This window comes from Saccharopolyspora sp. NPDC045839 (assembly GCF_056431645.1).
Genome location: NZ_JBWKKH010000005.1, coordinates 174435 through 187434, shown reverse-complemented (window position 1 = coordinate 187434; position 13000 = coordinate 174435). Strand labels below are relative to the sequence as shown.

General features: G+C 71.6%; 11 protein-coding genes. 4 read left to right on the top strand and 7 right to left on the bottom strand.

Annotated features, from left to right (window positions below):
* Positions 1 to 73: 73 nt before the first annotated feature.
* Entirely contained in the window at positions 74 to 934 is an 861-nt protein-coding gene (locus AC07EQ_RS09735) for a MurR/RpiR family transcriptional regulator (protein ID WP_478387598.1), read from the bottom strand.
* Between the two features lie 113 nt (positions 935 to 1047).
* Between AC07EQ_RS09735 and AC07EQ_RS09730 the strand changes: the two genes are divergently transcribed.
* The 3 genes from AC07EQ_RS09730 (at position 1048) to AC07EQ_RS09720 (ending at position 4958) form a co-directional block, all read left to right on the top strand.
* A complete protein-coding gene (locus AC07EQ_RS09730; RefSeq protein WP_478387597.1) occupies positions 1048 to 2466 on the top strand; it encodes an MFS transporter in 1419 nt (472 codons plus the stop codon).
* Complete coding sequence (locus AC07EQ_RS09725) at positions 2463 to 3629, top strand: metal-dependent hydrolase family protein (RefSeq protein ID WP_478387596.1); 1167 nt, start codon at positions 2463 to 2465, stop codon at positions 3627 to 3629. The genes AC07EQ_RS09730 and AC07EQ_RS09725 overlap by 4 nt, the downstream gene beginning before the upstream one ends.
* A 69-nt stretch (positions 3630 to 3698) precedes the next feature.
* The gene (locus AC07EQ_RS09720; protein WP_478387595.1) at positions 3699 to 4958 is read left to right on the top strand and encodes a GNAT family N-acetyltransferase; all 1260 of its coding nucleotides are present in this window, start codon (positions 3699 to 3701) and stop codon (positions 4956 to 4958) included.
* Between the two features lie 232 nt (positions 4959 to 5190).
* Here AC07EQ_RS09720 and idi read toward each other — a convergent pair whose 3' ends face one another.
* From idi to AC07EQ_RS09705, 3 genes are all read right to left on the bottom strand, one after another.
* A complete protein-coding gene (idi, locus tag AC07EQ_RS09715) occupies positions 5191 to 5769 on the bottom strand; it encodes an isopentenyl-diphosphate Delta-isomerase (RefSeq protein WP_397526945.1) in 579 nt (192 codons plus the stop codon).
* Positions 5770 to 5862: 93 nt separating this feature from the next.
* Positions 5863 to 6849 (bottom strand): zinc-binding dehydrogenase, encoded by a 987-nt coding sequence (locus tag AC07EQ_RS09710; RefSeq protein WP_478387594.1) that lies wholly within the window; start codon positions 6847 to 6849, stop codon positions 5863 to 5865.
* Positions 6850 to 6952: 103 nt separating this feature from the next.
* Positions 6953 to 7705 (bottom strand): IclR family transcriptional regulator, encoded by a 753-nt coding sequence (locus AC07EQ_RS09705; RefSeq protein ID WP_478387593.1) that lies wholly within the window; start codon positions 7703 to 7705, stop codon positions 6953 to 6955.
* A 202-nt stretch (positions 7706 to 7907) separates the two neighbouring features.
* On the opposite strand from AC07EQ_RS09705, the gene AC07EQ_RS09700 reads away from it, so the two are divergent.
* Positions 7908 to 8876, top strand: a complete 969-nt coding sequence (locus tag AC07EQ_RS09700; protein ID WP_478387592.1) for a M28 family metallopeptidase — start codon at positions 7908 to 7910, stop codon at positions 8874 to 8876.
* 59 nt (positions 8877 to 8935) lie between these two features.
* Here AC07EQ_RS09700 and eutH read toward each other — a convergent pair whose 3' ends face one another.
* The 3 genes from eutH to AC07EQ_RS09685 all read right to left on the bottom strand — a co-directional run bounded on the left by eutH (position 8936) and on the right by AC07EQ_RS09685 (position 12869).
* A complete protein-coding gene (gene eutH, locus AC07EQ_RS09695; protein WP_478387591.1) occupies positions 8936 to 10141 on the bottom strand; it encodes an ethanolamine utilization protein EutH in 1206 nt (401 codons plus the stop codon).
* Between the two features lie 18 nt (positions 10142 to 10159).
* Positions 10160 to 11413 carry a D-arabinono-1,4-lactone oxidase gene (locus AC07EQ_RS09690; protein WP_478387590.1) on the bottom strand — a complete coding sequence of 418 codons (1254 nt, stop codon included), beginning with the start codon at positions 11411 to 11413 and terminating at the stop codon, positions 10160 to 10162.
* Between the two features lie 166 nt (positions 11414 to 11579).
* Positions 11580 to 12869 carry a M20/M25/M40 family metallo-hydrolase gene (locus tag AC07EQ_RS09685; RefSeq protein ID WP_478387589.1) on the bottom strand — a complete coding sequence of 430 codons (1290 nt, stop codon included), beginning with the start codon at positions 12867 to 12869 and terminating at the stop codon, positions 11580 to 11582.
* Between the last annotated feature and the right edge of the window lie 131 nt (positions 12870 to 13000).

Sequence of the window (13000 nt, the reverse complement as noted above, 5' to 3'; positions counted from 1 at the left end):
TCTCAACCCGCCCCCAGAACCCAAAAATCCAGAACCCAAAAACCCAGAACGAGATCAACACTCGTTCTTGCGCTCACTGCCTCGATTCTTCGGCGAACAGCCGCAGCCCGCGCCAGACGGTGTCGACCCGCTGGGCGGCTTCCCGGCTGCCTTCGGGGTCTCCGGCGGCCAGTTCCGCCACCAGCGCGTAGGCGACGCTGGTGGCCGCGGTCATGGACTGGAGGTTCGCGATTCCTTCGGTCGGGATGACGAGCACGTGGTCGGCGGCGTTCGCGGCGGGGGACTGGACGGTGTCGGTGATGACGCACGTCGTGGTCCCGGCGGTGCGCGCCAGCTTGATCGCGTCGACGGTTTCGCGGTAGTGCTGCCAGAAGCTCCACGCCACGAGGCAGTCCTGACCGTCGAGGGAGGCGAGGGCGTTCGCGAGGTGGGGTCCGCCGCGGTCCTCGTGGGCGATGGGCAGGCCGCGGCTGGCCGCCAGCATCGCGAACGCGGCCGCGGCTACGCCGTGGGTTCCGGAGGCGACGACCAGTGTTCGCCGCGCTTCGCGGATGGCCGCGACGACGGCGCGGGCCGCGGCGTAGTCGAAGGAGTGCTCCAGGGACCTGAGGTTCTCGGCGTCGCGGGCGAACACCGACGCCAGCATGCTCCCGTCGCCGGGCGAGGCCGGCTGTTCGTAGCGGTGCGCGAGGTAGACGCCGCGCAGATCCGCCTGGAGTTGTGGCCATCCGGGGTAGCCGAGGGCCTGCGCGAAGCGGACGACCGTGGCGCCGTTGACCTCGGCCCGGTCGGCGACTTCGGCGGCGGTGGCGTAGGAGCAGTACGTCGGCTGCGTGGTGAGCACGTCGCGGACTCGCGCCGCCTTGGGGCCCAGGCGCGTTTCCGAGATCAGCTCGTCGAGCCACTGCGCGACGTTGGCACCTTCACCGGTCATGGCCCCATTCTGCCCTGATGCACAAGATCATGCATTGAGCCTTGTTTGCACAGAAGCGTGCGGCTATGGTTCCAACGCATCGAGGTCCGGTGGGGGCCTCCGGAGGAGGTGCCATGTCGACCAACTCCCCGGCGGGTCCTGCGCTGCTGGCCCGTCTCGAAAGACTTCCGGTCTCCCGGCCGCACTTCCGGCTGATGCTCATGGGCGGCCTGGGCATCGCCTTCGACGGCATGGACGGCTCGCTGGTGTCCTACGTGCTCCCGGCCGTCACCCCGCTCTGGGGGCTCGCGCCGTGGCAGACCGGGCTGCTCGGCAGTTCGCTGCTGATCGGGATCATGATCGGCGCGCTGTCGGCCGGGCTGGCCGGCGACGCGATCGGCCGGCGGCGGATCATGATGTACGCGCTCGCCGTGTACTGCGTCGCCACCGTCGCGGCGGCCTTCGCCCCGGACTGGGGTTTCTTCTTCGTCGCCAGGCTGATCGCGGGGATCGGGGTCGGGGCCGAGGCCGCCATCATCCCGGCGTTCATGTCGGAGTTCGTGCCCGGCCGGATCCGCGGCCTGTTCGTCGGCTCGATCGCCGGGTTCTTCTCGCTCGGCTACATCGCGGCGGCGCTCCTGGGCACCTTCTTCGTCCCGGCGTTCCCGGACGGCTGGCGGGTGGCGCAGCTGGTCACCGCCGCGCCGCTGCTGATGCTGCTGTGGTGGCGCCGCGCGCTGCCCGAATCGCCGCGCTGGCTCATCGACCAGGGGCGCCTGGACGAGGCCGAAACCGTTGTCGCACAGCTGGAGGAGCGGGTCGAGCGGGCCACCGGGAAACCGCTGCCGCCGGTGGAGGAGCAGACCGCACCGGAGCCGGTGCGGGCTGCGGAGCAGAGCGGCACGGGGTCGCGCATCGCCGGGCTGTGGCTGAGCGGGATGGCGCGGCGCACGGCCGTGCTGTGGCTGCTGTGGATCAGCCTCACGTTCGCCTACTACGGGTTCTTCACCTGGATCCCGTCGCTGCTGGTGCAGCAGGGCATGACGATGTCGAAGAGCTTCACCTACTCCCTGCTGATCACCATCGCCCAGGTGCCGGGCTACTACTCGGCCGCGTACCTGAGCGAGCGGCTGGATCGCAAGCGCACCATCGCCGGCTACCTCATCGGTGGTGCGATCGCCGCCTTCCTGCTGTCGCAGGGCAGCGCCGACGCCCAGGTGCTGATCTTCGGCGCGCTGCTGTCGTTCTTCATGAACGGCACCTACGCGGCGCTGTACGCCTACACACCCGAGGTGTACCCGACGCGCATGCGGGCGACCGGTACCGGCGCGGCGTCGGCGTTCGGCCGCATCGGCGGCATCGTCGCGCCGATCATCATCGGCGTGCTCTACGCGTCGATCGGGTTCGGCGGCGTCTTCACGATGGTGACCGCCGCGCTCGTGGCCGGCGCACTGGGCGTGCTGGTGTTCGGCGTCAGCACCAGCGGCCGAACGTTGGAGGAATTGACCGGGACCGCCGCGCGCGGCCCACAGCAGAAGGAGATTCAGGCGTGACCTCGCGAATCGTGTTCCGCAACGCGACGGTGCTGGACCCCCGCGCCGGCGAGTTGCTGCCGGACCGGTCGGTGGTGGTCGCCGACGGCCGGATCGTCGAGGTCACCGACGAGCCGGTGCGCGCGGCGGAGGAGATCGACGTGCGCGGGCGGGTGCTCATGCCGGGCCTGATCGACTCGCACGTCCACGCCACCCAGGCGAGCGCGGACTTCGCCGAGCTGAAGTCGTGGTCGCCGTACTACGCCGCGGCGCGGGTGGGCCAGGTGCTGGACCAGATGCTGATGCGCGGCTTCACCACGGTCCGCGACATGGGAGGCGCCGATCACGGCGTGGCCCGCGCCGTGGCGGAGGGCCTGTTCCGCGGGCCGCGCGTGCTGTTCGGCGGCCCGATCATCGCGCCTACCGGCGGCCACGGCCTGACCCGGATCTGCGACGGCGAGATCGAGCTGCGGCGGGCGATCCGCGAGCAGATGGCGCTCGGCGCGCACCACATCAAGCTGACCGTCAGCGGCGGTGTGGTGTCGTCGATGCGGATCGACGCCCTCGGCTATTCCGAGCCGGAGATCCGGGCGGCGGTCGACGAGGCGAACCTGGCGCACCGCTACGTGGCCGGGCACGCCTACACGGCCGAGGCGGTGAACCGCGCGCTGCGCTGCGGCGTGCGCACCATCGAGCACGGCAACCTGATGGACGAGTCGAGCGTCGAGCTTTTCCAGCAGCACCAAGCGTTCTACGTGCCGACGCTGGCCACCTACCACGCACTGACGCGCGACGATGCGCCGCGCGCGCTGCCGGCGGAGAACAGGCGGAAGCTGCACGACGTGATCGACGCGGGGCTGCACGCGCTGGAGCTGGCCGACCGGGCCGGGCTGAAGATCGGGTACGGCACCGATCTGCACGGCGAGCTGCACGCCTACCAGCTCGCCGAGTTCAGCCTGCGCGCCCAGGTGCAGCGGCCGGTGGAGATCGTCCGCGCGGCCACGATCACCGGCGCCGAGATCGCCGGGATGGTCGGCGAGATCGGCGAGATCGTGCCGGGCGCCTTCGCCGACCTGCTGGTCGTCGACGGCAACCCGCTGGAGGACATCGGCGTGCTCACCGACCCCGAGCGCCGCCTCTCGTTGATCATGCGCGACGGGGTGCTGGTGCGCGACGAGATGTGACATCGGTCCGTTAACCGCGCCGTCATCCCAGGTCAAGCTCCTGCAATACGGCGGGGGAAGCATGGTGGCATGACTTCCCGGCAGCATCGCGGGGACTGGACCCGCGAACTCATCGAGCTGGCCGCGCTGTTCCTGGCGGCGGGGGCGGCGAACCTGTTCGCGACCGGGGCGCAGGGCCGCGGGCCGCTGGCGCTGCTGTCCATCGGCGCCGTCCTGCTGGTGGCTGCCGCCGGGCGGTGGTGGTGGCGCCGGCGGCAGGTGCCCGCCGTGCCCGAGGTGCGGGTTCCGGAGATCGTGAGCGTGCAGCAGACGCTGTGGCGGCTGCGCGCGTCGGTGACCGATACGCCGGGCCGGCTGGCGCACCTGGCCGGTGGCCTGGCCGCGCTCGGCGCGGACATCCGGACCATGCAGGTCCACCCCGTCGCCGGCGGGGTGGTCGACGAGGTGCTGCTGCACGTGCCGTCGCGGGTGAGCGGCCGGGAACTGGTCGCCGCGGTCGAGGCCGCCGGTGGCCGGGACGTGACCGCGGTGCGGGCGGACGTGCGCGAGCTCGACGACGTGCCGACGCGGACCGCGAACCTGGCGATCGATCTGGTCAACGGCCGCACCGACCTGGTCCGGGCGCTGCGCGCGCTGCTCGGGCAGGTGACGGTCCGGTGGCAGGAGGAGGCCGGTTCGCCGGCCGGCGGCGAGATGCGCCTGGCGGATCCGGGCGGCGGGGTCCTGGTGCTGGAGCGGCCCGGCGGGGCGTTCACCCCGGCGGAGTTCGCGCGGGCGCGGGCGATGGTCGAGCTGGCCGCGAGCTGCCGGGCGCGGGTGCGGCCGGTGCCGGACGTCGCGCGCGCCGCGAGCGGGGCGGAGCTGACGATCCGGCCGGCGGACCGGTCGGACGTGGAACTGGTTTCGGGGTTCCACGAGAGGTGTTCCAGCGCGGCCCGCTACCGGCGCTACTTCAGCCCCGGGCCGGGGCAGGGGGAGCGCGGGCTGCTGCGCCTGCTGACCCCGGCGCTGGGCCGGTCGCTGCTCGCGCTGGCGCCGGGCGGCGAGGTGATCGGCATGGGAAACCTGATGTACGACGGCGATTCCGGCGAGCTGGCGCTGCTGGTCCGGGACGACTGGCAGCGGCAGGGCGTCGGCACGGCGCTGGCGCGGAAGCTGGTCGAGCAGGCCGGGGAACTCGGGATCGGCACGCTCACCGCGCAGACCCACGTCGACAACACCGCGATCGCGCGAACGCTGCGGGGCGCCGGCCTGAAGCTGATCGGCGCGCCGGAACCGGGGGAGTGGAGCTGGTCGCGGGAGCTGCGGCCGAAGGCGGCGGCCACCTGACCGCAGCTCCCGCGCGCGTCGTTGCGGGCGTACGGCCAGTAGTCGCCCTTGGGGTTGATCAGCACCACGGCGCCGGTGGCGAACCGGGGGTGCGCCGCGGCGACCTCGTCGATCCGCGCCTGCGTCGCGCGGCGTCGGGCCCGCGACACCAGGTTGAACACGGACCTACCCCCTCTCCGGTCAGGTTAGCTTCGGCTTACTCGACCGGAGAGGGGTAGGTCCGCAATGCGGGTCAGCTCACGTGGGCGGCGGGCGGTAGGCCCGCCGGCGAACCCTTGGGCCACCGGGCCGGTTCCGGTCCCAGCTCGGTCAGCTGGCGGACCTGCAGCGAGCACCACGGCGACACCTCGGACTCACCGGCGAGCACCGCGGAGCTGAACTCCGCCCAGTCCACCCAGCGGGTTTCGGCGACCTCGTCCGGGTTCGGCTCCGGCGTGCTGCCGGTGAAGGCGACGAACACCGGGCACTTCTCGTTCTCCACCACGCCGTTGGGCATCGTGGCGCGGTACTGGAAGCCGGGCAGCACGAGCTCCAGGCCGTGCACGGTGAGCCCGAGCTCTTCGCCGAGCCGCCGGGTGATCGCCGCCTTCATGTCCTCCGCGGGTGCGGGGTGGCCGCAGCAGGTGTTGGTCCACACGCTCGGGAAGGTGCGCTTGTGGTGCGCCCGCTGCGTCAGCAGGAACTCGCCGCGATCGTTGAACACGTAGCAGGAGAAGGCCAGGTGCAGCGGTGTCTGTCGGTGGTGGACGATCGCCTTGTCCTCGACCCCGATCGCGTTGCCGGATTCGTCGAGCAGAACCACCTGTTCCACGGTCCTACCTCCTGGGTGCATGTTGATCTGACCGGATGCGCCCCAGATCCGCACCTTACGGCGAACCGGTTGGTTTCCGCCATACGATCTTGATCACGGGTGGGGTCGCAGCACCACCTTGCCGTAGGTTTCGCGGTTCTCCAACGCGGCATGCGCCTTCGCCGCGTCGGCCAGCGCGAACGGCGTGCCGACCAGCGGCCGCAGGCTGCCCTCGGCGAGCGCGGCCAGCGCCTCGTCCTCCAGCGCCCGCATGCCGCCGGGCACCTTCAGCAGGTTCGGGCCGAGGGCCACGTTCGCGGCCACCGAGCGGGCGATCAGGTCGTCGGAGGTGAACCGGTGCTCGCCGAATTCCCTGCCGTACATCGTGATCCGGCCGCCGACGCCGAGCAGGTCGAAGGCCGCCCGGCCGTACTCGCCGCCGGCGCCGTCGAGCACGAGGCTGACCTCGCGCCCGTCGAGCGCGTGGCGCACCGTCTCCGGCCAGTCCGGCGCGGTGTAGTCGACGGCGACGTCGGCGCCCAGCTCCCGCACCTTGGCGACCTTCGCCGGCCCGCCGGCCGCGCCCACCACCGTCGCGCCGATGTTGCGGGCGTGCTGCACCGCCAGCGCGCCGATGCCCCCGGCGGCCGAGGTGACCAGCACGACGTCGTCGGCGGTCGGCCGCGCGATGCGCAGGATGGACATCGTGGTCCGGCCGGTGCCGATCATCGCGACCGCGGCGTCGAAGCCGACGTCGCCGGGCAGCACCTGCAGCGCCTCGACGTCGCGGACCGCGAGCTCGGCGTAGCCGCCGCTGGCCATGCCGAGGTGGGCGACGACGCGCCGACCCAGCCACTCCGCGTCGACCCCCGCGCCGAGCGCGTCGACGACCCCGGCGACCTCGCGGCCCGGCGTCATCGGCAGCTCGTACCGCGCGAACGGTCCGTGCGGCATGCCCTGCCGGATCGCGGTGTCGATGACGTGCACGCCGGCGGCGGCGACCGCGATTCGCACCTGCCCGGGACCGGGGATCGGGTCGGGCACCTCCTCGTAGCGGAGGACCTCTGCGGGGCCGAACTCGTACTGCCGAATCGCGTGCATTCCTTCTCCCTGCGCCGTTTTCCGGGTTGCGCCCGCAACGCTAGGAGTTCGAGCAAGGTCGAGGTCAATGCCCCGGCGCGGGAATTGTGATCGCGGCCTCCGGTCAGCGGAGCCGGTAGGTGATCTCCTGCACCGCCGTGCGCACCGCGGCGGCCATCTCGTCGAGCCGGTCGGCCACCCGCGTCGTCGGCCCGGCGATCGACACCGCGGCGGTGCCGGCGTCGGCGCGGTGCGACAGCACCGGTCCGGCCACCGCGGACACGTCCGGCACCGTCTCGCCCCGGTTGTAGGCGACGCCGTCGGCGGCGATGTCCGCGAGCTCGCGCTCGACCCGGGCCCGCTCGTCCGGATCGGGGAAGTGTTCGCGCAGGTACGCCTCGCGGGAGGCGCGGTCGAGGTTCGCGAGCAGGCACTTGCCGATGCTGGTCGGGTAGAGCGGGCGCCGTTTGCGCAGCGGCGCCGAATAGCGGATGAGCTGGGTGGACTCGATGGACTCCAGGTACACCACCGAGTCACCCACGAGCGTGCCGATCATGACGGTCTCGTCGAACTCCGCGCGCAGCTTCTGCATCGCCGGCCGCGCCGCGTCCACCAGCGGCGTGCCCGCGGTCGGCAGCAGCGCACCGACCGCCGGTCCCAGCAGGTAGGCGCCGCCCTGCTCCTGCAGGTACCCGGTCGCCACCAGGCCCTTCACCAGGCCGTGCACCGAGGTCTTCGGCGCGTCCAGTGCCCCGGCGAGCACGCTCAGCCGCACCCCGTGCGGGTCGGCGGCCACGGTCTCCAGGATGGTGGTCACCCGGCTGACGGTGCGGTGCTCCTTGGCCGGGCCGCGCACCCGGCCGCCTGACTCGCCCACGGCGCCCCCTCGGCTCGGCCTGCGCCTGAAGGATAGCCAGCCCGGCGGCCGGACCGAAGCCACGCCGCTCACGAGCCGTCGGGCAAAGCCGGGAAAAACGAGTTCCGGACACCGGCGGCGAGTTCACGTCAAACCGCCCACCGCGTCGCGTCGCGTCGTTACGTTCCGCTACGGCGAAGATCGACCGACGGAAGGGCGCAGCATGCCGAAACGACCACTTCTGGCGACCGCGGCGGCACTGGCCGTGGCGTCCGCTCTGGTGTTGCCGGCCACGGCGGCCAGCGCACCGCTGACCGGCGTCACCGCCGTCCAGGACCACCTGCAGGAGCTGCAGAAGATCGCCGAGGCCAACGGCGGCAACCGGGCGGCGGGCCAGCCCGGCTACAAGGCCTCGCTCGACTACGTCAAGGCCCAGCTGGACGCAGCCGGATTCGCCACCACGATCCAGGAATTCGACGCCATCGGCGGCACGACGTACAACCTGCTCGCCGAAACCCCCGGCGGCGACGCCAACAGCGTGGTGATGTTCGGCGCCCACCTGGACAGCGTCAGCAGGGGCGCGGGGATCAACGACAACGGCACCGGCTCGGCCGCGATCCTGCAGGCCGCCCTGGACTACGCGGGCAGCGGCGCGACGCCGAAGAACAAGCTGCGCTTCGCGTTCTGGGGCGCCGAGGAGCAGGGTCTGGTCGGCTCGTCGCACTACGTGCAGAGCCTGTCCGACGCGGAGCGCGGCCAGATCGTCGCGTACCTGAACTTCGACATGGTCGGCTCGCCGAACGCCGGCTACTTCACCTACGACGGCGACGACTCCGACGGCGAGGGCGCCGGCCCCGGCCCGGCGGGCTCGGCGGAGATCGAGAAGCTGCTCAACGACGCGCTCGCGACGTCCGGGGTGGAAACCGAGGGCACGGACTTCGACGGTCGCTCCGACTACGGCCCGTTCATCGAGGTCGGCATCCCGGCGGGCGGCACCTTCACCGGCGCCGAGGGCACGAAGACGCCGGAGCAGGCGCAGAAGTGGGGCGGCCAGGCCGGCGAGGCCTACGACTCCTGCTACCACCAGTCCTGCGACACGGTCGACAACGTCGACCAGCAGGCCCTGGACCGCAACTTCCAGGCGATCTCGACGGCGGTCAAGACCTACGCCGAGCAGTTCCCCCAGCCGTAACCGGCGATACCCCGAAGCGAAGAGCACCTCCGGCCCCACACCGGAGGTGCTCTTCGCTTTCAACCGGCCACCGGCTCGGATTCCGCCGCCCGGATCGCCGGCAGGGCGATCAGGTGGGCCAGCAGGATCGCCAGCACCCCGCCCGCCAGCTTGCCCGCCAGGAGCGGGAGGATCAGGTTCGGCTGGAAGTTCGCCGTGAACGCCAGGTGGTCGCCGACCAGGAAGGCCGCGCACACCGCGTAGGCGATGCACAGCACCTTGTCCTTGGGCGGCATGTGCCCGATCAGGCGGAACAGCGCCAGCACGTTCGCCGACGCCGCGAGCAGGCCCGCGGTTCCTTCCGGGCTCATCCCGATCCGGCGGCCCAGCGCGCCCAGCGGGCGGGTCAAACCCTTGCGCAGCACGTAGACCATCGGGAACGCGCCGGCCAGCATGATCCCGATGTTGCCCGCCACCTCCAGCGCCCGGTACTGGTCGTCGGCGTCGGCGATGATGGGGTCGAAGCCCCAGGTGCCCAGCACCGCCGAGAACAGGCCGGTGAAGTGCTCGATGATCGACAGCGCCAGCACGATCTTGAGCGCCGCGTCCAGGAAGCGGCCGAACCAGATGAACAGCCGGATCATCGCCGCCGGCCAGAATCGCAGGGCCAGCGCCAGCACGACCACGAACACCACCAGCGGCAACAGGTTCAGCAGCATCGCCGAGGTGTCCAAACCGGACAGTGCAGCGTCCGACGGCGCGTCGGCGGAGACCTCGCCGCGCACCGTCGTGCCGGTGGCCAGCAGGATCGAGGTGCTGATCAGGACGCCGACCGGCACCGTGAGGATGCCCGACATGACGCCCAGCGCCAGGAAGCGGTGGTCCCGGCGGTCCAGGACCGCCAGCCCCACCGGGATGGTGAAGATGATCGTCGCCCCGGCCAGGTAGCCGACGATCGCCGCCATGATCCAGCCGCCGGTGGAGCCCGCGGTGGCCTGCGCGAGCTGGTAGCCGCCCATGTCCACCGCGATGAGGCTCGTCGCCGCGATCGCCGGGTCCGCGCCGATCGCGCCGAACAGCGGGCCCGCCGCCGACTCGACGAACGCGGACAGGTAGGGGATCGCGGCCATGATCCCCGCCACCGGGATGAAGATCTGCCCGATGGCGTGCAGGCCCTCCTTGAACTCCCGGCCCATCCCGGTGTCGGCGTCGCGGATCGCCGCCACCGCCCCGATCGCGACGAAGGCCATCATCAGGTAGATGATCGAGTTGCCCACGAGTTCCATCCCGGACCTCCTCGCGGCTCAGGCCAGTAGCGGGCGCAGGTGGTCGTTGAGGAAGGTGCCGTCCGGGTCGAATTCGCGGCGCACGTCCAGGAACGTGCCGAACTCGTCGAACAGCTCGCCCATCCGGTCGCGGGTCATGAAGTGCAACTTCCCCCAGTGCGGCCGGGCGCGGAACTCGCGCAGCCGCTCGTCGACCGCGCGCAGGAACGGCCAGTAGTCGGTGCCGGGGGCGCCGGAGACGGAGATGACGGTCGTCGCGCGCCGGTGGTTCGGCGAGAGGTACGCCTCGTCGGCGGCGGTCCACCGGACCTCGATGGGGTAGCGCTGGTCGGGGTGCTCGGTGCGCATCAGCTCGCGGATCGCCGAGACGGCTTCGAGCCCGTGCCCGGCCGGGACCATGTACTCCATCTCGTGGAACGGCGTGTCGAACCCGCCCGGGTAGATCCGGTAGGCGCGGTCCACGCGGTGGCCCTCGGTGGTGACGATCCCGGCGGGCTCGTCGACCTCGGCCTCGTCGTAGAGCTTCACGTAGCAGTGGTCGGCCATCGGCTGATCCGGCGGGGCGGGCAGCTGGTAGAGGTCGGCGGATTCGTCGGCGGGGCACCAGAAGAACGAGAAGTGGCGGTGCCCGGCGATCAGCTCGTCCCACGACTCGACGATCTGCTGCCACGGCCGGTAGCTGATCTCCTCGGTCAGGTGGTAGGCGGCGGAGACGGCCAGCTCGACCTCCAGCATCACGCCGAGCGAGCCGATGGCCACCTGCGCGGCCCGCAGCCGCCGGGCGTCGCCCTCGTCGATCTCGACGACCTCGCCGCGGCCGTCGACCAGCCGGACTCGCCGCAGCGCGGCGGAGAAGCTCGGCAGGTCGATGCCGGAGCCGTGCGTGCCGGTGGCGATCGCCCCGGCGATGACCTGCTTGTCGATGTCGCCCTGGTTGGTCAGCGACAGCCCGGCTTCCCACAGCGGCGCGCCGAAGTCGCCGACGGTGGTCCCGGCCAGCGCCGTGGCCCGCAGCCGGTCCGGGTCGGTCGCGGTCACCCCGGTCAGCCGCGTCAGGTCGAGCAGCATGCCGCCGGTGGGCACCACCGGGGTGAAGGAGTGCCCGGAGCCGGCGACCCGGACGTTCAGTCCCAGGTCGATCGCGTGCCGGACGGCGGCGACCACTTCGGCCTCGTCGCGGGGGCGGGCGAAAACCGCCGCGGTGCAGGTCTGGTTGCCGCCCCAGTTGGTCCAGATCCGGTCGGTGTCGCTGCCGGGCGGTGCAGAGCTCATGCGGTGCCTCCTGCCTTGTTGACCATCACGTGCTCGTTGCGCGGGTGGTGAAGCGGGAAGACGGCGGCGAGAGCTGGCTGCCGCTGGACCAGTGCAGGTTACGGCGGGTGGATCGTGAGTGGCAATGACCGTTATGGGCGATCATCGCCACTCACGGCCACCCGGATCAGCAGGTGTGCAGGAGGCGTTGCATCACCCGGGTGGAGAAGCGCAGCGACTCCAGCGGGATTCGTTCGTCCACCCCGTGGAACATCCGCGAGTACGGCAGTTCCGGCGGTACCCGGAGGGCCTTGAAGCCGAACCCGTTGATGCCGATCGTGGCGAACGCCTTGTTGTCGGTGCCGCCCGCGTTGCAGTACGGCGCCGGGTGGCCGTCGGGGTCCTCCGCCCGGATCGCCGCGCACATCGCGTCGACCAGGGTGCCGGCGAACTCCGTTTGCATCGCCACGTCGTGGTGGATGAACTCGCGGCGCACCGACGGCAGCAGCAGGGAGTCGATGGTGTCCAGCAGCTCCTGCTCGTGGCCGGGCAGGAACCGCCCGTCCACCGCGGCGGTGGCCCGGCCCGGGATGACGTTGGTCTGGTAGCCGCCCTCGATCATGGTGGGATTCGCCGAGTTGCGCAGGATCACGTCGACCAGGTCGGCCACCGGGCCCATCTTCGTCACGCTACCGTCCACATCGGATGGATCGAAGTCCGTGCCGAGGAGTTCGGCGGCCCGCTCCAGCAGCACCCGCACCGGCTCGATCAGGCGCACCGGGAACCGGTGCCTGCCGATGCGGGCCAGCGACTCCGCCAGGTCGGTGACGGCGTTCTCGTCGTTCGGCGAGGAGCCGTGCCCGGCCCGGCCGGTGGCGATCAGCCGCAGCCATGCCTGGCCGCGCTGGGCGTTCTCGATCGGGTACAGCCGCTGGCCGTTGCCCAGGTCGAACGACACGCCGCCGCCCTCGGTGATCGCCTCGGTGACGCCGTCGAACAGCTCCGGCCGGTTGCGCACCAGCCAGTGCGAGCCGAACTTGCCGCCGTCCTCCTCGTCGGCGAGGAAGCCGAACACGATGTCCCGCGGCGGTTTCCGGCCGGTGCGGCCGAATTCCCGGGCCACCGCGAGGATCACCGCGTCGAAGTCCTTCATGTCGATCGCACCGCGGCCCCACAGGCAGCCGTCGTGGATCTCGCCGCCGAACGGGTCGAAGGTCCACTCGCTCGCATCCGCCGGCACCACGTCGAGGTGGCCGTGCATCAGCAGCGCGCCCCGCGACGGGTCCTCGCCCTCGACGCGGGCGATCACGCTGGCCCGCCCCGGCGCGCTCTCGACCAATGTGGACTCGATGCCGGCCTCGGCCAGCTTCGCCGCGACGTACTCGGCCGCCGCGCGCTCGTTGCTGGTCGGGTTGGAGGTGTCGATGCGGATCAGGTCCCGGCAGAGGTCGACGACCTCGTCCTCGGGCACGCTCATGACCGTTCCGCCTCTCCGCGATTCACAGTGGTGGTTGCGTCCGGCTCGATCTCGCGTTTCGTGGTTTCTTGTGGCTGGTTTGCGTCACGGTCCCCTGGGGTGCGGTTGAGGACGACTGGGGTTGACACAGG